The 20,100-nt window shown below is 44.3% G+C and carries 19 protein-coding genes and 1 pseudogene; 8 read left to right on the forward strand and 12 right to left on the reverse strand.

The window, feature by feature from the left end; translation table 11 throughout:
• Positions 1–139: 139 nt before the first annotated feature.
• Both tnpC and QT973_RS16430 read left to right on the forward strand, forming a co-directional pair.
• Entirely contained in the window at positions 140–1,288 is a 1,149-nt protein-coding gene (gene tnpC, locus QT973_RS16425; RefSeq protein ID WP_333391737.1) for an IS66 family transposase, read from the forward strand.
• A gap of 58 nt (positions 1,289–1,346) precedes the next feature.
• Positions 1,347–1,601, forward strand: a complete 255-nt coding sequence (locus tag QT973_RS16430) for a hypothetical protein (protein WP_333339759.1) — start codon at positions 1,347–1,349, stop codon at positions 1,599–1,601.
• Positions 1,602–2,076: 475 nt separating this feature from the next.
• On the opposite strand, the gene QT973_RS16435 is transcribed toward QT973_RS16430, so the two are convergent.
• Complete coding sequence (locus QT973_RS16435; protein ID WP_333339756.1) at positions 2,077–5,553, reverse strand: CmcI family methyltransferase; 3,477 nt, start codon at positions 5,551–5,553, stop codon at positions 2,077–2,079.
• Between the two features lie 78 nt (positions 5,554–5,631).
• Positions 5,632–6,027 carry a tetratricopeptide repeat protein gene (locus QT973_RS16440; protein WP_333210432.1) on the reverse strand — a complete coding sequence of 132 codons (396 nt, stop codon included), beginning with the start codon at positions 6,025–6,027 and terminating at the stop codon, positions 5,632–5,634.
• A gap of 295 nt (positions 6,028–6,322) precedes the next feature.
• Between QT973_RS16440 and QT973_RS16445 the strand changes: the two genes are divergently transcribed.
• Entirely contained in the window at positions 6,323–6,550 is a 228-nt protein-coding gene (locus QT973_RS16445; protein WP_333056238.1) for a hypothetical protein, read from the forward strand.
• The gene (locus QT973_RS16450) at positions 6,543–6,977 is read left to right on the forward strand and encodes a hypothetical protein (RefSeq protein WP_333056237.1); all 435 of its coding nucleotides are present in this window, start codon (positions 6,543–6,545) and stop codon (positions 6,975–6,977) included. Before QT973_RS16445 ends, QT973_RS16450 begins: the two co-directional genes overlap by 8 nt.
• A gap of 136 nt (positions 6,978–7,113) precedes the next feature.
• Here the strand turns inward: QT973_RS16450 and QT973_RS16455 are convergent, their stop codons facing one another.
• The 4 genes from QT973_RS16455 to QT973_RS16470 all read right to left on the reverse strand — a co-directional run bounded on the left by QT973_RS16455 (position 7,114) and on the right by QT973_RS16470 (position 11,097).
• Positions 7,114–7,701: a Uma2 family endonuclease gene (locus QT973_RS16455; RefSeq protein ID WP_333210434.1), complete on the reverse strand. Its 588-nt coding sequence runs from the start codon at positions 7,699–7,701 to the stop codon at positions 7,114–7,116.
• 129 nt (positions 7,702–7,830) lie between these two features.
• A complete protein-coding gene (locus QT973_RS16460; protein WP_333210436.1) occupies positions 7,831–8,586 on the reverse strand; it encodes a Uma2 family endonuclease in 756 nt (251 codons plus the stop codon).
• 144 nt (positions 8,587–8,730) lie between these two features.
• Positions 8,731–10,221, reverse strand: a complete 1,491-nt coding sequence (locus QT973_RS16465; RefSeq protein WP_333056234.1) for an MlaD family protein — start codon at positions 10,219–10,221, stop codon at positions 8,731–8,733.
• Between the two features lie 93 nt (positions 10,222–10,314).
• Positions 10,315–11,097: an ATP-binding cassette domain-containing protein gene (locus QT973_RS16470; protein WP_333066584.1), complete on the reverse strand. Its 783-nt coding sequence runs from the start codon at positions 11,095–11,097 to the stop codon at positions 10,315–10,317.
• A 164-nt stretch (positions 11,098–11,261) separates the two neighbouring features.
• Between QT973_RS16470 and QT973_RS16475 the strand changes: the two genes are divergently transcribed.
• Together QT973_RS16475 and tsaE are read left to right on the forward strand one after the other, a co-directional pair.
• Entirely contained in the window at positions 11,262–12,662 is a 1,401-nt protein-coding gene (locus QT973_RS16475) for a gluconeogenesis factor YvcK family protein (protein WP_333056231.1), read from the forward strand.
• Positions 12,663–12,775: 113 nt separating this feature from the next.
• Entirely contained in the window at positions 12,776–13,225 is a 450-nt protein-coding gene (gene tsaE, locus QT973_RS16480) for a tRNA (adenosine(37)-N6)-threonylcarbamoyltransferase complex ATPase subunit type 1 TsaE (RefSeq protein WP_333056230.1), read from the forward strand.
• Positions 13,226–13,241: 16 nt separating this feature from the next.
• Here the strand turns inward: tsaE and QT973_RS16485 are convergent, their stop codons facing one another.
• Both QT973_RS16485 and QT973_RS16490 read right to left on the reverse strand, forming a co-directional pair.
• Entirely contained in the window at positions 13,242–13,583 is a 342-nt protein-coding gene (locus tag QT973_RS16485; protein ID WP_333056229.1) for a DUF5615 family PIN-like protein, read from the reverse strand.
• A 3-nt stretch (positions 13,584–13,586) separates the two neighbouring features.
• Positions 13,587–13,910: a DUF433 domain-containing protein gene (locus QT973_RS16490; protein ID WP_333056228.1), complete on the reverse strand. Its 324-nt coding sequence runs from the start codon at positions 13,908–13,910 to the stop codon at positions 13,587–13,589.
• 237 nt (positions 13,911–14,147) lie between these two features.
• On the opposite strand from QT973_RS16490, the pseudogene QT973_RS16495 reads away from it, so the two are divergent.
• Positions 14,148–15,221 (forward strand): annotated as a pseudogene (locus QT973_RS16495) (ISKra4 family transposase).
• A gap of 119 nt (positions 15,222–15,340) precedes the next feature.
• Here QT973_RS16495 and QT973_RS16500 read toward each other — a convergent pair.
• From QT973_RS16500 to QT973_RS16510, 3 genes are all read right to left on the reverse strand, one after another.
• On the reverse strand, positions 15,341–15,676 hold the full coding sequence (locus QT973_RS16500) for a DUF5615 family PIN-like protein (protein ID WP_333056227.1): 336 nt from the start codon (positions 15,674–15,676) through the stop codon (positions 15,341–15,343).
• A gap of 3 nt (positions 15,677–15,679) precedes the next feature.
• Positions 15,680–16,021: a DUF433 domain-containing protein gene (locus tag QT973_RS16505; RefSeq protein WP_015174644.1), complete on the reverse strand. Its 342-nt coding sequence runs from the start codon at positions 16,019–16,021 to the stop codon at positions 15,680–15,682.
• 61 nt (positions 16,022–16,082) lie between these two features.
• The gene (locus QT973_RS16510; protein WP_333056226.1) at positions 16,083–17,405 is read right to left on the reverse strand and encodes a dihydroorotase; all 1,323 of its coding nucleotides are present in this window, start codon (positions 17,403–17,405) and stop codon (positions 16,083–16,085) included.
• An 89-nt stretch (positions 17,406–17,494) separates the two neighbouring features.
• On the opposite strand from QT973_RS16510, the gene lepB reads away from it, so the two are divergent.
• Entirely contained in the window at positions 17,495–18,103 is a 609-nt protein-coding gene (gene lepB / locus QT973_RS16515; protein ID WP_333391715.1) for a signal peptidase I, read from the forward strand.
• A 218-nt stretch (positions 18,104–18,321) separates the two neighbouring features.
• Here the strand turns inward: lepB and QT973_RS16520 are convergent, their stop codons facing one another.
• Positions 18,322–19,839 (reverse strand): peptide ligase PGM1-related protein, encoded by a 1,518-nt coding sequence (locus tag QT973_RS16520; RefSeq protein ID WP_333391717.1) that lies wholly within the window; start codon positions 19,837–19,839, stop codon positions 18,322–18,324.
• Positions 19,840–20,100 lie beyond the last annotated feature (261 nt).

The raw sequence follows: 20,100 nt of genomic DNA on the forward strand, positions 1-20,100 counted from the left end.
TTAGACACTGACGAATCAAAACCCAACTCATCTCTCGCCAAAACCAGCTCGAATTCAAGCACTCCACCATCAGGCATGATTCAAGCCCAACATCAAGCCGAAGCCATCGAAAATAGAAGGAGTCAAAAGACAAAAAAGCATCGGCAGAGCAGGAGGGGGAAGACATCTACATCCCGAACCCGACCAAATCATTGTCGCTCAAATCAAAAGTTGCCCCCAGTGTTCAGAAACAGTCACTGCCACGTCCCAAAAATTGCAAGCGGTCTATGACAAAATTGAACTACCACCAATTCGTCCGATAGTCACCCGCATCGAGCTCTATGGCGGTCGCTGCCCCTGTTGTCAAACCGAGTATCTGGTCCCGGTACCTGCTGGAATGGAACCAGGCTCACCATTTGGCAGCTCAATTCAAAGCTTAGTCACATATCTGCGCTACACTCATGCGATCAGCTACGAACGGCTGTCGGGAATCTTGTCAGAAGTTTTCGGACTCAAGATCTCCGAAGGAGCAATCGCCAACCTTTTAGGTACTGTCAAAACCAGTTTAGATGACCAAGTAAATCAGATACTACAACGATTGCGACAGGCAAAATTAATTTGCTCGGATGAAACCAGCGCCAGAGTTAACGGAAAAAACCAATGGGAGTGGGTGTTTCAGAACCAAGATATTTGCCTGCATGTCATCCGTCCCAGTCGAGGGGCTGGAGTAATTAGTGAAGTTCTCGGAGAACATCGCCCGCAACTGTGGGTATCAGACCTTTTTAGTGCTCAAAAAAATCACCCAGCAGCACAATGGCAGGTGTGTTTAGCCCATCAACTGCGGGATTGTCAATATGCCATTGATGCAGGAGACAAGATTTTTGCCCCAGCGATGAAGAGGTTATTATTAAGAGCTTTTGTCATCCATCGACGACGCGACAGGATGGACGAGGCAAGACTGGAGCGATATCGCAGTAATTTACGAGAAAGATTAATCACAATTTTGAGTTTAATGCCATATCAACCGGATGGTGTTCGGTTGCGAAAACGCTATGGCGAGCTGATGGATAATTTGTTTTTATTTCTGGAAGATGCTGCAATTCCACCGACAAATAATTCTAGCGAACAAGCGATTCGGATGAGCGTGATATTTCGTCGCGTGACTAATTGCTTTCGTTCCGAATGGGGGCGAGATTTATTTGCGGCGGTTCGTTCAGTTGTCAATACTGGTAAAAGGCAGGGCTTAACTGCTTATCAAGCTATTCAACAAGCCCTCTCTATTCATGGCTCCCTTTTTTCCCCTAGTTGAGCAATTACCAATTGTCAACGTCTAAACAACTTTTTTCACAGCCTCAAATCGATGACAGATGAATCACGAAACACGCAAACAATTTATTGCTCTTGTCTTGAAGCGAGTCAAGCCTGGTAGCGGTAGCAGTTTAGAATTTCTTGACACTCGAACATGGAATTATCCCGTGACCGATATTAGAAGTATCATACAGACTACCCCTGTTGTGATTGTTGGGGGAATTGCTACGCGGCTGTATAGGCCGGAACGGATGACTCTGGATCTAGATATCTTGATTGGGGCATCGGATGCCTCGCAAATCGGGAATTGTTAGTTGTCTGGGCAGTGCGAGAAGGAAGTTTAAGTATTGGTGGCAGCACTTGGCGACTGCCAGATAATACGGTTTTGGATGTGAGAGGGTCGGATCAGCCTTGGGCAAGAAAAGCGATTCAAAACCCTAACTTGAGTCCACATCGTTTACCTATCATTCCCTGGCCTTATTTAGTGGTCATGAAACTCCAAGCGAGTCGTTCTCAAGACCTAAGTGATATTAGCAGGATGTTGGGTGGGGCTTCAGAGACAACCTTGCAGGAGGCAAGAAAAGCAGTGCAGAACTACTGCACTGAAGCGGTAGAAGATTTAGAGAGTTTGATCCAAATTGGGAAGCTGGAACGAAGAACCCGAAAAGCTGATTTCCTGGTTGCAAGGTACTTCTGGTTTATAGTATTGTTCTTTGGAAACACTTTTTTTAGTGTATTCTATTTACCTGCAATCTACTGTATCAATCGCTTCTGGGAAACAAAATCATACTATTGCAGTTCCCAGGCGCCACTTTCTAACTCAACAGCTTTCTTGTTGCTAAAACTATCGAGTTCGTATGACGGAAGTGTTTGAGCTTTGAGATATGCCATCGCCTCTTTGTTCTCATTTTCCAAGACGATTCTAGCGTAAAGACTAGAGATGAGTATTTCCCGCTGCATTTCGCTCAACTGTGCAATCGCTGAAATTTCAGGCCCTTCGGAAACGTCTAAATCCTCTTCCATCAAAAGATTCATCGCTACGCCAGACAAAGCGAGACTGGCATCGTCCTCAGAAATATTGCTCGTGTCTACCAGCAAAGTCATCTTACTTTTGTCTGGGTGAGTTACGATCGCACCGATCGTCCTCGCTAAATCCTGAGATATTAATTCTTCCGATTGGGTCCAATCGGGGAAAATAATCAGGTTGATATCTTTTAATTGCAGGTAGTTGCCTAGAGCATCTATATGATATTTTCGGATTAGTTCGTGGAATAAGACTCCCATTTGAGCAGAGTAAGCACGACTGTCCAGAAATCGTGGTTTGCTCAGCATTTTTTGCTGGATATGTTCACTTTTTTGCTGGCGTAATTCTCGGTTTGTACCCAGTGCGATCCCTATCTGAATATAGGACTCTTCACTGCTGACAACTAAATCAGGCATTGCAAGTTCTTGTACAAGTGCTGCTCCCATCGCAGAGCGGAAACAAGCTCCTTGTCTTGCTATTACAGGTAGACCAACTTCCAAGGGGTCTATCACAGATGTTGTTCCTGAAAATGGATATGAATCAAGATATATATCCGCTAGCTTTAAGTATTCCTTGATATCATCTCGGTTTGGTATAGGATCGGGGTCTAAAATCAGCAACCTATCTAGCTCTACACCCTGCTTAGAAAAAGTTTTATTTAGATTTGTTTTAAATACTTCCTTCGCATAAGATTTTGACCAATTTGGGCCAAAGGGGTAGAGAACCAAAACAGAATTGGGGACGGCAGCTATTATTTTTGCCCAAGTATTACTCAACTCAGGAGTAATTTTAAATAGGTTAGCACCGCCGATAAAAACTACTGATGATTCAGCTATGCCAAGGATTTCGCGACTTACTTTTATAGTAGCAGTATTTTGTTCAGGCCCATAACTAAAGCAGTGAGCAGAACCATCAAGTTTTAACAACTTCTCCTGATAGTGTTGTTCTGCATTGTCAAACCAATCAGTCAACTTACCAGATATATAGTAATCCATGTGACGTATACCTGTTGTGACAACTGAGGAAACGCTGGTAACTTGAATCCTCGCTAGTCGGTGCATTGACAGTAAGCAAATTTGGTTGGTTCCGGCTGTAATATTTGTGGCAACAAATAAAATATCCAGGTCGTCACTGCGAATGAAATTTACCTGCTCGGTTAAATCATTCGGTAGCAGCTTAAAGGAATTAGCGCAGCTTTGACAATATTGCTCTAGTCGATGTCCCGTGTTACTAAGAGAATATAAAATAACTTCAAAATCTCTACTGAGATACTCATAAACTGGTAGAGATGCAAATGTTTCTGCTGCTGGCGTAAAATGTGACGCAAGGATACCTATTCGTTTTTTTCTGTACTTGGCAGATGAATCGAAAAAATTATAATCAATCTCATGCCCGTTGAGCTTCAGTGCATACTCTAATATCTCCGCTCGCTTTACATAAATATCTTTCAAATTGGCTTCATTAAAATAAAGAGGAATGAAATTAGCTAATTGTAAAAAATTCATAGCCACATTTTTCCAAAACAAGGAATCTAGATTGGAAAAAATAGATGAGTGTATATAATCCACCCATTCTCGCATATACTGATAGTAACTATCTGCTTCTTCTACTTCCTGAAAGTATGGTACATAATTAAGTACAAATTTTAAATAGTCATTGATAAACCACTGGGGGATGGGAGAAAGGTTGTGTGATAACGGCAAATTCTCAGCACCACTGTACAGCATTGCTGCTAACAGGTAATTAACAGCCTCTGGCTCATCCAATCCTTTACTAATTTGTGCTGATAAAGCATCAATGAAAGTTTTTTCTTCCTGTGTTATGGGTTCTTTCTTTAACATACTGTTGGTCAGCGAGCGATGTACTTCACCCAACGCCCCTAGATAATTTTCTTCAAGCTTGTCTGGCGATAAATTAAGCCATCTGTCAGCAATCTCTTTTCGATATTGACGAATATTTGTTATTACATCAGGTTCCTGCGAGCTATTTTCATACTGGTCTATACATTTATTAACTGCTATGAAAAATGGATCGCTGTGGGGTTTTTCTTCCGGGATATGGCTCGCTTTAACCTCCTGCTTATCTTTGATTACAACTAATTCAGCTTTAACATGAATGACGTTATGCGATGATTCTTCATGTTCTAACCTGACAGCTTTAAATGCACCTTTAAATCCATATTTTCTACAAAGGTCTATATAATTAGGATAATCTATACAATAGTACAGAAAAGAATTAATATTCCAAAAGCTGACATGAGTAGGATCTTGAAAAGCACCTCGACCGTCAGTAGAAGGAACTAGAATATCAACTTTTGCTCCTGGCTTACAAATTCTCCAAATTTCATTCATTGTATGAATTCTATCTACCAAGTGTTCTATAGTGTCGTAGGCTCTAAGTTCATCGACACTGTTATCTGGAAAGGGAAATCGCTGATTAAGATCGGCAACAATGTCTACTCCTAAACCAGGACACACATCTACTCCCACAAAATTATCAGGTTTGCGATCGCCACATCCTATATCTACACGCACCATCTCAGATTTTGGAAAAGATTCTCGATTCCCTTTGCTTAATTGTTTAACACTTTCCGAACTAATACTTCTCTTCAAGTATCCAGATGGGTTAAAAGTGAAAAAGAATTTTTCGCAATCTGTAGATACGGAGAAAGAACTATTTTCACTCAGAAACGCTTGTACTGCTTCCATTGAACCCGGACCAAAATCCGGAACAACAGGATGACCATTAATATTCGTATCTTCAACAATGAGATAACTTCCCGGCGTGACCAATGGGCTATAGAGGCGTAATTCTTGAATCACATGATTAGCGCTGTGGTCAGAATCCAAAATCACCAAAACGGGACTTCGACCGGATACTTTTTGCCTGACCCGTTCTATAATTTGTTCAGAAGTTGATGAGCCGACCCAGTAAGATATCCGAGAATGTTGAGGTCGTCCGCTGCGTTCTTCAATATCAATACTGACAATTTCGCCATGTCTGATGATGTCGCAGAGATGGGCTAAAAATAGAGCACTGCCCCCATTAAATGTTCCGCATTCAATAATTATTTCAGGCTTTATTTCAAAAATAATTTCTTGGTAAATCCATAAGTCAAGGGGACATTTAAGAATTGGCACTCCCATCCAACGAGTATTTTGCCAAGTGCCACCCTCTTGCCCCCGGTCGTAGTAAAGTTTATGAAACCCAGTTATAACGTCTTGTTCTGCATTATTTAACATAATTAACTTTCCTGAGTTGCTCTTACCTAGCTAAACTTTTCTCTTTACCGGACTAACAGCTTTATCAACGATAGCCCCTTACTTCCCCTTCGCCTGCCCCAACAGCGCCTTATAATCCGCCCGATCGGGATTTAGCTTCACCAACTTCTCCAAAGGCTCGATCGCCCCCACCTGATTATTCATCTGCAACCGCACATTTGCCAACCCCTCCAGAGCCGTCGGATTTTGCGGTTCCCGCTGCAAAACCGTCTCATATCCCCTTTCCTGCGCCGCTAGCAAAGATTCCTGGGAAACTGCTACCGGCGGAGCTGATTTTTGCTGGTGCTGACTGCTCAAACCGCTGCCGAACAGACTCACCATACCAAAAATTGCCGAACCACCAAAGCCAACCATTGATACTAACGCAAAAATCTGCTTAATTCGATCGCTCCGATGAACCCGACTATCACTAGATTTTTTCTGTGTGCTTTCCATTGCTAACTCTTGGCGTCGCTGTTTTCCCGGCACTCGCAAAGCACCTAATCTCTAGAATGCCCAAGTTCGATCGCAAAACGATCGCCCCTGCCAATTTAAAATTTTCGCTAAAACTCTTTACACATTAACCGATATTTGTCAAGCAAATTCAACCAATTGTCTGGTTCACAAGCGGGCCGAGCTTATAACAATTATCCTATAATTTTGCAAAGACGCGCCCGGACGCAGTACCGCAAATACCGAGTCCAGACGACTTCTCCAATGTTGTCAACCCAACACAGGGAGCAATACAATTATGCCAAATAATCCAAACTGGTTGCGTTACGATCCAGACGAAGACAAATCTCGACACGCAGCAGCCGACGAAGCTTGTTGCTATGAGATGCAAAGAAAATATGGTTGGAAACTACTTGACATAGAGGAAATTGATACAAACGGTCTAGAAGTTGATTGTGTTTTTCGAGGCCAAACAGAATTTCCCAAATCATTCTACGACACAGAAAGAGAGGACGACGATGCATAAATACATTATTTTCCGAGCCGAACCGAGAACTCCTGGGTGGAAAGATAGAAAACTACAGCACACTCAATCATTGACTCGCATTTTGGCAGAACACTTTGACTCTTCTGATGGTCCAATTCCTGAAGTTGGCTATCGCCCCCCAGAATTTGTTCGTGTGGAAGCAGAACACGATCCAACTCGGCACGGTTACAGCACTCATTACCGCACAGGTGAGTGGGAAGTGGCGCGGGTTGAGACTTATACTCCCGATATTCCGATCGGTGAATTTGATATGGTAGTAATCTGCTATTGCCAATATTCCCCTATTGATGCTCCCCTCAAACCCATGCCAGAACGTCAAGTTTCTGTCGATTCCTTTAGAGGTGATAAGGAAGCTTATCAACGTTGGTTAGAGTCTCAAAAAGGCAAAGAATACACTGAAGTTTAGGAGTTCCAGCTCTTATAGGGACACGGCCCAGGGTAACTACGGGGAGTGATCGGGGTGTACTTCATCAACAACGTTGGATCGTTGCTAGATACCCGACTTTTTTAAGAAGTCGGGGATATGTATTATCTATTTTTGACTACAAATCCCCATCGATCGCCCTTTTGAATTCCTTAATTGCCTCAACATGACTCGGCATATTAACACACCTGACGAGTAAACCAATATCGAGATCTGGGAGCAATTGGGAACTCGGAATTTCTTCGTATCCTTGCTGTCTGAGAGCATACAGAGACAGTCGGCTGTTTTCCCAAAACCAGACTTCAGGGATTTGCAGCCGTTTGTAAGCCTCTAGCTTATCAATTCCACCGCTAGTGACGACTACTTCGATCACTAAATCGGGACGTTCTCTATCAGCACCCAATTCGTAAGACTTGTCTGCTTCACACTTCACCAGTCGCGATTCATTTTCTAATGTCAGAGACTCCGTAGGGGTGAAATCAATTCCTGCCGCCATCATGTAAGTTTCTACCAACGCACCGATACGTCCTTTGGCTGTTTCGTGTTTTCTTCCAGGCATTTTCTGAATCTCCAGTATCCCATCTAAAAATGACAGCCGCACCCCTGGAATATCCAGCATCGGTTCTAAGGTTTTGAATTGTTCCCAAGTTAACCCTGGAAATAGCAACGGCCGATCTAATTTCTCTTCTAATGTTGTTGCAGTCATGGCGCTCCTTAATTCCCAATCGAAAATCGCAAATCTAAACTAAAATCCATCGCTCTGGCTCCTTGATTCCCAATTATTCAATCGAAAATCGAAAATCTAAAATCTAAAATCGATCGACCTCCCACATCTTCAAATGCCATCAGGATCGATGCCTTGGCTTCTCAAGTATGCCATTAGTCGATCGGCTCTCTGGCGTTCCTCTTCGGCCCTCTGGCGTTCCTGTTCCACCCGTTCCGCACCCCACAGCAGCAAATTGCCATTCTCATCCCACCAGCGCAACCAATAACCCGTCCTCTGAGATTTTTCACCTTCCCAAACCCCCAGAAATAAACCCATTGATTCTATCCAGAATCGCTGATTAGCATCCGGTTCTTGCAATTCGTATTCTCCCGAAGTCGAGAGTCTGTACACTTCCAACACTCCCGATTTTGCTTCAAAAATTACATAAATCGGCACTTGCAAAATTCGCTCATAAAACCGCCATTTTCCGTAATAATATGTCGGTTTATTTGAATATTCACTACCGTCAGTATCCGATAAAAATTCCATCACTACAGCAGGTACTTCTCCCTCAGCATTGGGCGTATAACTGCGGCGAACCTCTCCTGGTTCTGCTGGCAATACCGAGGGAACATACACCCAATCTGGTGCTTTTACTACTGTTTTGTCGTTAACTTTGGCACACAGTCCAAAATTGGAAGCTATTAGCATTGAAGCTAGGATAAATCCTGCGAGATCCAAGGCTTCTCGGAGGGCCGCGGCTAAAAGTGGTTGGTCGATGTTTTCGACAGGATCGTCGGGTAATTTAAAGTCGTCTGGCAATTTTTCCCAAGTTACAGTATACTGGCTTTTGGTTACGTCCGGTTTCGATAATGTTTGCGTCATTTATTTTCCTGGTTGCGATAGAAAGAGTTTTTTGTTAATAGGATTTGGACAATAACTTTAATGCCGGCTGCGAAAGCCGCACCTTAGTAACTAAAGCAACTCGCGAATCTTGCAATAATTGCGGTTATTCAATGATACCCTGTTTTAAGGAGTATTTTCGGGAGCCACTGGTTCTGCTGATCTTGCAGTTTGAGAAGGTATAACAGGCAATTTGGGCTGTTTTTGCAAGCTGGGAAATCCCGGCTCTACTGATTGATTTCTGGCAGTTTTACTCGCATTTACTTTCTCAGAAAGGGGAGCTAATGTTTGAGTCACTTTAACTTGCTGTCGCAGTTGTTCTGTCGAACCCAATAAGCCTCCCAATCCGTTGAATAACCTGCGAATATTGTTGCGGAAAGCCGGATCTCCTGTCAAATCATCCACGTCGGAAGTAATTTTCTGCACGTTCTGAAATGTAGCTCGTGCAGAATCTAGGGTTTGCTGCAATAATAGCAAAGTGGCGGGATTGTTTACCTGGCTGGATAAATCTCGCAAGTTACTAGAAGCTTGGGCCGCATTCGCTGATAAAACTTCTAAATTGTTCAGCAATTGTCCTTGGTTGATTCGATTTATTGTCGGACTCAAACTGCTGACAGCTACCCGCAGTTCCTGACTGCTTTGATTGATGTTATTCAGAGTAGAGACTAAACTGCCGCGGTTGGTTGCTACTAAAGAATTGACTTGGTTGGCTGTTAATGTAATTTGATTGGCTGCTTGAGTTACTGCATTAGCAGAATTTATCGCAGCGGCAGATACGGCTTTTGTGGAAGTGTCCGCAGTAGCTGCTACTTTAGAAACATCAGCGGCGGCGGCTGATATTTCCGTCTTGAGCGATTGATTTAAGGTGCTAGCTTCTCCCTTTAATGATTGATTTAAACTGCTAGCTTCCCCCTTTAATGATTGATTTAAACTTGCTATTTCGGTTTTGACAGATTGATTTAAACTCCCAAGGTCTCCCCTTACAGATTGATTTAAAGTTTTTATTTCCGCTTGGGCAGTTTGAGTTAAGCTTGATAAATCTTGAGTGAGTTTAGCTGCACCTTTAGCTGTGTTTGCTGTATTTTCTGCAAGAGATTTAATATTGTTGAACAGCGCGGGGTCAGTGTAGAAATTAGCTAGGCGGACTGTGGATTTAATTAGTTCATCGATAGTGACTCCAGCTTGACCTTTTAAGCGCGAATTTTGACAGATAATCTCTGGGGGACAGTCGGCACTAACGGGATTGGCGGTAACTAATGATTCTGGCAAAATCGAGTTGGGGGTAATGTCGATCGACGATTCGCCAATTAAACCCGATTTATTCGCTTCGATCGTAACATCCCTGGGAATCACTAAAGTTCCGGGGGCAATCTCCAGCGTCACGTCTACGCCGTTGGAACCCGGTTGGAGGGCGGTAATTTTACCGACTGCAACCCCGCGATACCTGATGGGCGTACCTATTTGCATTCCTTGGGCGCTGGCAAATTCTACGGCGAATTTGTAGCTGCGGTTCCCTACCTGCACGCCCCGCAGCCAGAGCACTAAGCCGCCAAATAAACCGATTCCTACTAAAATTAAGAACCCGACAGAACCTTCTCTTACAGTTCGCGATCGCATATTACCTCCTTAGTCATTGGTCATTGGTTATTAGTCATTCATCATCGGTCATTTCAATCTAAAATCTAAAATCTAAAATCTAAAATTGGCTGACTATCCAAGCGCTTGAATTGGCCCAGTAACACTGCCGCTAAAAAATTGTCGGATAAGTAAATTATCTGTCGATGCAATGTCATTGACAGTTCCCTCCCACTGCACTTTGCCTCGATAGAGAAACACGATGCGATCGGCAGTGCGGCGGATGGTACTGTCTTGGTGAGTGACGATCGCATAAGTGCTGCAAACACCTTGGGCCGCCTGCAAGTCCCTGATTAAATCTTCAATTACCGTCGAAGCGATCGGATCTAAACCCGCCGTCGGTTCGTCGTACAGCAAAACCTCTGGATTATCCCTGTCATTATCAGGATTCGCCATGATAGCGCGGGCAAAACTTACCCGCTTCCTCATTCCCCCAGACAACTGCGCCGGATAGCGTTCGCCAATTCGCGGCAAACCCACCATCTCCAACTTTTCCTCCACCAATTCCCGAATGCGGCGGCGCGGCAGCTTAGAATGCTGGTAAAGTAAAAAACCGACATTCTCCTCCACCGTCAGCGAATCAAACAAAGCCGCTTGCTGAAACACCATCCCAATTCCGATCGGATCTGCCACGTCGTCCACCCATCCGACTCTGCGCTGTCCCTGAACAAAAACCTCACCGGCATCCGGGGCCAACAAACCCGCAATTATCCGCAGAATCGTAGATTTCCCCGTCCCGGAAGGGCCAATAATTGCCAGGGCCTCTCCCCGATAAATCCTCAGATCCACTCGATCGAGGATCGGGTTCTGGCCGAAGGACTTACTTACCCCCTTGAGTTCGATTAGTGGCTCAGCCATAGGATGTTATCAATAAGTTGTCAGTCATCAGTCATCAGTCTAGCTAATGACTCATGACTCATGACTAATCACTAATTACTTAAATTGACTGCCAGAATCAAAACTCTCTTGTATTGTAAATTTGTCAGATCGAGCTGTTCCAATACCCTTAAGACTAATTAACCATGTCAATTAGTTCACTTCCTAAAGCCCTCCGCGTCTTGGCTAAAGCCAAGCAGGTTTTTGCCCAATCCAGAAATCCTTACCCCCCTTCTTTGCGGAACGGGCGAGTTCACCAGTGGTTTAAGTGGTTAGCCCCCGGACTGTTAGTGAAACGGTGGCTGCTGATTAGTGCCAGCGGCGTGGTACTTGCCACTTTGGGTTTAGCGATTTGGACTGGGATGACTCCCATTTTCTTCTTATTGCAATTATTGAGAAATTTTTTGGCGTGGATTGCGGAAGTTGTTCCTAATTACGTGTCGGGCCCGATCATCATTGCTGGCGGGATTTTATTAATTCTGTGGGGACAAACTCGCAGTTTGAACTCTATTACCCAAGTGCTGATGCCCGAAGGCAACGAGGAACTGGTCGATCGACTCCTCAACCACCGTCGCTTGCACCGCGGCCCGAAAATTGTGGCAATTGGGGGCGGTACGGGCCTTTCCAATTTGCTCAGGGGATTGAAGGATTACAGCGCCAAAATCACTGCTATTGTCACGGTGGCGGATGATGGCGGGTCTTCCGGGCGGCTGCGGCGGGAAATTGGGGTATTGCCGCCGGGAGACATTCGCAATTGTTTGGCTGCTTTGGCAGATGAGGAAAAGTTATTGACTGAGTTATTTCAATATCGCTTTCGGGCTGGTGACGGTTTGGTGGGTCACAGTTTTGGGAATTTGTTTTTGACAGCGATGAGCGATATTGCTGGAGATTTGGAACAGGCGATCGCCGCGAGTTCTAAAGTTTTAGCAGTTAGGGGAGAGGTGCTGCCGGCTACTCTGAGCGACGTTTCTTTGTGGGCAGAACTGGCGGACGGCCGCAGGATTGAGGGGGAGTCAAGCATTACAAAAGCTAACGGAAAAATCATCAAAATTGGCTGCACTCCTGCTAATCCTCCGGCGTTGCCCAAGGTCGCCCAAGCACTTCGGGAAGCGGATTTTATTATTATTGGGCCGGGGAGTCTTTATACGAGTGTTATTCCGAATTTGTTGGTGCCGGAAATTGCTGATGCGATCGCCAATAGCGAAGTTCCCCGCATTTATGTGTGCAATATTATGACTCAGCCGGGGGAAACTGACGGATACAGTGTTGCAGACCACATTCGGGCGATCGACCGCGCTTGCGGTCGGCCGCTGTTCGATGCTGTAGTAGTTCAAGGAAAAGTCCCTTCTGCAAAGGCTTTGATTCGCTATTCTCAGGAGGATTCTTATCCGGTTGTGCTCGATCGAGAAGCCGTGACGCAATTGGGGCGGCGAGTTGTCATCGCCAATGTCATGGATGAAGATCAAAATACGGGTTTAATTCGCCACAATTCTCAAAGGTTGGCGGGAATGTTGCTGCGTTGGTACGGCCGCGCCCAGAACATTTAAGCTGTTGAGTGTTGACAGTGGACAGTTGACTAATTTTATTGGTTATTGGTTATTAGCAGCCGCAAGCGAGTAACAAATAACAAATGATTAAGGACTAATGACTAATTATTGAAATGAAAACTTTGCTTCCAGATTCTGAGGCTACGCGCAAGTTTGGTGTTGCGTTAGGTCGATCGCTCCCCGCCGGCACTGTAATCTTATTACAAGGAGATTTAGGTGCGGGCAAAACTACCTTGGTTCAAGGCATCGCTGAAGGTTTAGGAATCTCAGACTCGATCGAGAGTCCTACTTTCACCCTGATTAACGAGTATTTTGGAGGACGAATTCCGCTGTATCATCTAGATTTGTATCGACTAGAACCCGACGAAGTGGAGGCTTTGCACTTAGAAAGTTATTGGGACGGGTTAGAAATGGATTTGGGAATTGTGGCGATCGAATGGGCGGAAAGATTGCAGTACAAACCCGAAAATTATTTGCAAATTTCTTTAAGTTATCTAGATAACGGGCGGCAAATTGAAGTAATTGGTAATGGCGACTTATTGGATTGGCAATTGGAAATTTGAGAAAAGGCGATCGAACTTACGGCGTCGGACGGTTGACTCGAATCAATTTCCCCCTCAAAGTTTCCTCACCAGCAATAGCATCATTGATGCGTGTTGCCAACATTTCTACATTCCGATTTTTTGTGCAGACAATAATACCTGCATGGTTTGACTTTCGGTTGTGCAGCCCGATAAAATCAAACCGATTTAATGTCAAAATAGCTCGATCGTTAGTAATAGCAAATTCTAGGACTTCAGGATCGGGAATGCCCAGATTTGCTTTTCCTGCTTCCTGAACAGTAAGCACATTGTGACCAAAAGCCCGCAGCAATTCCACAACTGGCAAAGGAAATTGTTCGTCTGCATACAATAGTGCCATAAGTTATGCTTCCTCATTTTTGCTGATTGCTTCTTCAATTTCCTCTATATGTGAATCAGCATAAGTCCAAACATTGACCAAATCAGCAGCACTTAGATGGGGATAAAATTGTAGAAGTTCGGAATCGCTTGAACCTTCATTGCGAAAACCAACAAGCAGCCACACTGGAATCCGAGTTTTGGCAATACAAGCATCACCGCCACAAACTCCGGGAGTCTTCGTGATTCCCGGCCAGCTATTGCTTAAACTTTGGGTTAACAGCCGTATTGCTTCAGATTTCTCGATCGGAGTTAAGGCAAGAAGTTGTGTTTCTAGTTCTTGGAGCATAGGTAATATCGCCTCGATCGTAAGGGAATATACTTTTATAAGTTTAGCAAAAATTTGGGGTTCAGTCCTGATTGCACTACCAACCAGATAATTATTGACAAATTTTTTGGACTTATCTCGATAACGGGTGGCAAAGGGAGCATCCCACTTTTGTAGTCAGTATAAATACTCAAACAATTGTCTGGCGAAGCTGATGGCATAATAGAAAGCAGATAAATTACCATAATCCAAGTTAGCATGACCCCAGAAGAACAGCAGAAGCTCAAAATAAATCTCCAAGAAATAGCAGAGATCCTTTATAAGAATACCCCAGTAGACAATCTACAAAGCTTTGAATCCGTAGAACTGAGTGTGAGGGAACATTTAATTGAGACAGTAGCACCAGAAATTAGCGGTTTTTTTTTCACTCGGCGGGGGGAAAAGGTTCGGGAAGAAAAAGAACCATAAAAAGTTGTGTAGGAGAAATAAGTCTATCGAGCAAACAAGCCCAAAGGCTGGGAGTGAAGAAGGGAAGTCGCCTGAGTCCTAATCTGGAGAAATGTTGTTTATTATTAGTGGGAAATGAGTCTTTTGCCAATGCCGAGAGAGACCTCAAAATGTTGACAGGAATTTATGTACCGCACAGTACACAACATCGACTGTTAGAGCGTTACGAATTCTCCTCGGCTCAAGCTACGGAGGAAGTAGAAGCATTGAGTATAGACGGAGGAAATGTCAGGCTGAGAACTCCATTAGGAAAAGAAAGTGTATGGAGAAATTATAAAGCAGTTAAGATCCATAATCAAGTAGCAGCCGCCTTCTTCCAAAATAATCCAGATTTAGTGGAGTGGGTAAATAGCCAACTTTCAAATGAGCCGATAACCTGTTTGGGAGATGGTCATGATGGGGTGTGGAATCTGTTTAATCAAATTGGGACTAATGAGCAAAGAAGAGAAGTATTAGATTGGTATCATTTGAGAGAAAATCTACATAAAGTAGGGGGGTCACTCAAACGAATCAGAAGAGTCGAGAGCCAACTGTGGCAAGGGTCAACAGTAGAAGCTATAGCCGAATTTGTAGGAGTTAGAGGTAAAGAAAGTGAAAATTTCCAGAATTATCTCCGAAAACATCAGTCAAGAATCCCAAATTACCAGAATTATCTTGCATCAGGGTATTGATATTGGTTCGGGAGCTGTAGAGTCTTTAATTAAACAGATTGGAGCAAGAATTAAGATTGTAGGTGCACAGTGGAAAGAAAAAAACGTGCCTCAAATTTTAAGACTAAGATGTGCGTATTTAAATAATGAGATTAAAATGAGTAGTTATGCTTAGTTAAAAAGCGGGATGCTCCCGTGGCAAATTCAAGAGATGCGGACTGGCGAGTTATTGGATTGGGAATTGGAAAATTGAGAAAAGGCGATTCCCTACGGGATAGCTACGCTCGCGCGTACTTACTGCGGCGGGCGGTTGACTCGAATCAATTTACCTCTCAAATTTTCTTCACCAGCAATAGCATCATTGATGCGTGTTGCCAACCTTTCTAGATTTTTATCGTCTGTACAGACGATAATACCCGCATGATTTGGTTGTTGAGCGTGCAAGCGAATGAAATGCCGACGATTTTGCGTCATAACCGCCCGATCGTTATTCACAGCAAAAGCTAATACTTCGGGGTCATCATCTCCGGCATTTCCTGCCTCTTGAATAGTCAGGGCATCGTGACCGAAATTTCGCAGCAATGCCACAACAGGAAACGGGAACTGTTCATCTGCATAGAGACGTGCCATAAATTATACTTCCTGCATCATTGCTGCTGCTTCTTCTCGGAGTGCTGTTTCAATTTCTTCGGAGTTAGCCTCAGCATAAGTCCAGACATTTACTAAGTTTGCAGCATTCAACTGGGGATAAAATTGTAGAAGTTCAGCATCACTTGAACCTTGACGGCGCAAACTCACGAACAGCCAAACGGGAAGTCTAGTTTTGGCAATGCAAGCATCGCCTCCACACACGTCGGGAGTTTTGGTAATTCCTGGCCAGCTATTGTTTAAACTTTGGGTTAAAAGCCGGATGGCTTCAGCTTTCTCAGTAGGAGTTAAGGCCAGGAGTTGTGTTTCTAGTTCTTGAAGAAGCATGGGTAATATCGCCTTTGCGATGCAGGAATACCCAATTATAACACTTGAGTTAAAGTCATGCTTACTCAGCGTCAAATGTCAATGCTTCTCCCCTCACATTTGTATCCAATTTACCATTCTCAAAAACAACTTTTCCTCCCACAACAGTCACAACTGGCCATCCAGTTAAATTCCATCCTTCAAAGGAACTCCAGCCGCACTTGCTCGCCATCTCTGCGCCGACTACCGGGCGGTATTTCTCCAAATCAACTAAGACTAAATCTGCATCAAAACCCGGTGCTATTTGCCCTTTATTCGGAATCTTATAAGCCTTAGCAACTGCCGCCGACATCCAATTAGCAACTTGTGCCACTGTACATCTTCCCTCTACTGCTTGGGTCAGCATCAAAGGCAAAGAAGTTTCGACACCGGGCATTCCAGACGGCGTATTCGGATAATCTTGAGCTTTTTCTGCTAATGTATGTGGCGCATGGTCTGTGGCGATAAAATCAATTACGCCGTCGAGTAAAGCTTGCCAAAGTATTTCGTTATCGCGGGGCTCGCGCAAAGGCGGATTCATTTGAGCTAAACTGCCAATTTTTTGATAGGCGCTGGTATTTAACAACAAATGCTGCGGCGTTACTTCTGCCGTTACCCAACTCGGTTTTTCCTGGCGCAAAAACTCAGCTTCATCCCCCGTTGAAAGGTGCAGAATATGCAGTCGGCGCTGATATTTATTAGAAAGTTTTACCGCTAGTTGAGTTGCCAATAAAGCTGCTTGATTGTCTTGAATTTGCGAGTGAACTGCAATATCGGTAATACCAGCAAATTCTTGACGACGCTGGTTGATTCTAGCTTGGTCTTCTGCGTGTACCGCAATTAGTCGATCGCCCTTCGCAAAAATTACCTCTAAATTTGCTGCATCATCCATCAATAAGTCCCCGTGCATCGAACCCATAAACACCTTAATTCCGGGAGTCGGATTGGCATCCAACAAATCGGGTAAAATCTCAGGAGTAGCCCCAATAAAAAAGCCGTAATTGACCAAACACTTCTCGGCAGCGCGACTTAGTTTATCATCTAAGGCAGCTTGGGTTGTGGTCAGAGGTCGCGTATTCGGCATTTCCAGAAACGATGTCACGCCGCCTTTAGCGCAAGCACAGCTAGCGGTAAATAAGTCTTCCTTGTGTTCTAAACCCGGTTCGCGGAAGTGTACCTGGGGATCAATTACTCCGGGTAACAGAGTTAAGCCTTTGGCATCTATTTCTCGATCGCCCGATTCGACAATTTCAGCAGCCACTTGGACAATTTTGCCATCGCATATTTGTACATCTCCTACCAAAAACTCACCATTGGGCAAAAGAATGCGAGCGCGACGGATTAACAAACTTGATTGGGCAGTCATAAGATATCCTTAATTCAGTAAACAGCGTGCTAGCATGGAAGCATTATTAAGTTTATAATTCGTATCCAGCTCAGTCACTACAATACCCTATGACTCGTCTAGACAAGTCAGCCGACGAAAAACCTCCGCAAGAAACCGAAAATCCTTGGATCGAAGGAATTAAGACGATCGGCTTAGCAGCATTTTTGGCCTTTGGTATCCGCACCCTGGTTGCCGAAGCACGCTACATTCCCACCGGCTCGATGCTCCCAACCCTACAAATTAACGATCGATTAATTATAGATAAGGTAAGCTATCGATTCCAAGAGCCCCAGCGAGGAGATATTATCGTATTTATGCCTCCTGACCAGGCTAGTTTGTGCACGGGACAGCCACCACCGATCAAAGATGCCTATATCAAGCGAGTGATCGGACTTCCAGGGGACACTGTGGAAGTCAGAGAGGGAAAAGTTTTTATTAACAAGCAGCCGCTACAGGAAAAATATATTGAAGAAATTCCACAGTATCCCTACGGGCCTGTAGTTGTAGCTCCAAATTCTTACTTGGTGCTCGGCGACAACCGAAACGCAAGCTGTGACAGCCATTATTGGGGCTTTGTACCCAAGCAAAATATCATTGGTAGGGCAATTGTGCGTTTTTGGCCGCTCAACCGCACAGGTTCGATCGACCCCACGCCCCTTTATCCCCCTAAAAATTAGCTAGATCCCCGACAACTTCTGCGAAGTGGGGGATCTAAGCTGACTGATATGATGTCCGGTCGATCACCCGAAATTAGGTAGGGGCGGGTTCACCAACCATAATCGTCAATAATTGACAATCTCAAAAACCCGCCCCGGTCGGGATATTATGGTTAATCGATCGGACATGATATGACTGGATCAAATCTAAAATCTAAAATCTAAAATCTAAAATCGCCTCACGTTTCGCGATCGAGAACTTTCACAACTTTGTTATACATATCCTCAGCTTCTTGCTGCGAATTGCCAATACTCGTCACTCCCAATTTACCAAACTCCGACAAACAACCCATTAAATGAAACACACTGCCCGTCTCAGTACCGCTGTCAAAGTGCAGTTGATTGTCAGCAATAATATCCATCAAATCGTTCGGTAATAATCCCCGATAGCGCTCTTTTTTTAAATTGTCCGAAGCGACATAATATTTGGGACGGCCCTGCAGGCTGTAAAATAATCCTGTCGAACGTTCGTACCGACCATTTGTTAACAGCTTCAGCGCCATAAAGGGATGAGTTGTGCCTCCTTTCCGCAAGTTAATTTCTATTGCTTGCATATCCCATTTGCCGTCTGATTGGCGCACCGCGAGAAAATCTACTCCAAATCTCTCTAAAGCACCTTTTTCGGCTAAATTTTTCCCAACTTTCCATCCCAATTCTTGCAACGCTATTCGGTAAGATTCGTCGGCAGGAAATTGGCAACCTAAGAAAATTTGACCGTCTGGGCCTCCTAAAATTTGGTCGTGGGTTGAGAGAATTTCTACTTCGCCGCTGGGGACAATTCTGCCTTGAACGCTGGGCGAGAACTTTTCTTCTCCTTCGATAAATGCTTCGGCAATTGCCCCTAATTCGGGAATGCGGCTGCTAAAATTTTCCCAGGTTTCGCCCGTTGCTTGAAAGCGCAAATTATGGAAGCTATCGCCAATTGCCTTCGCTCTTTCTGTAGATGTTTTACCTGCGAGGGACTTCAGATCTAAAATTGCATTCCCTTCCCCCGAAAAACCTTCATTTAACTTAATTACGATCCGTTGCAAATGCGGCTGCCTTGCCCACAAATCCGCCGCAGCTTCCGCTAAATCTTCCGCATTCCACACCAACTCGGAACCGTCAGGATAAGGCACGCCACATTCTTTAAAAATTTGCCTGCTACCGCTTTTGGTTCCCCAGTATAACAGATCCGGATCGCTAGCCAACAAAGGAATCCCCAATTGAACAGATAACTCCCGTTCTAAGGGCGTCGAGTTATAACAAACCATATAGGATTTTGTCGGCCGCACTGCTTGACGAATGCGCTCCATCAAGCGGGGGCGCTCTAAAATTTTCTGGGTGAGGGATTTGGCAGAAGCATCGTAAGCACTGAACAGCAAAAGCCGATCGCGCGCGTGAGAAAATGGAATTCCCGGCAGCAATTGCAGGTAATAATCCACAATCATCGGGTGCAAGGGTTCCGAGGTAATGTAAATTAAGCGCGTGCGGGGATTTCGCAGGCGAATCAATGAAAATAAATGCCGCTCTTCGTAGTGGTAAGCACCCTCAACTTTCTGCATTTCTTGCTGATCTAAGCTGACAGAAGGAATGATAATAATGTCACAATCTCCGCCGTCGAATTCTTCTATCGCTCGCCAACGTTCCCGTAATTCTGCCTGAAGATCGCGAAACTTCTGCGCGGATTCGGAAGATGAATTATTTAACTCTTGCATGGCGCTTTATCCTAACTCTTCAAATAATTATTGCTGATGATGTCAAGTGTGTCAGCCCAAATACCTGAGACAACTCACACAGTTTTTTGTCTGACGCACTTTACCGGGAATATTGACAAAAATGCCCAAATAGTGATTTAAGGTGCGTCAGTCGAAATATTTGAGGCAATTCAAACAGTTTTTTCAGCCCCCGCCCAAAAACCGATACCGTGCCACGTACTCCTATCGTGAATATCCAAAAATTTTAGACCAAAGTTTAAT

It is taken from the genome of Microcoleus sp. Z1_A1, assembly GCF_036700305.1.
Classification (GTDB): Bacteria; Cyanobacteriota; Cyanobacteriia; order Cyanobacteriales; family Microcoleaceae; genus Microcoleus.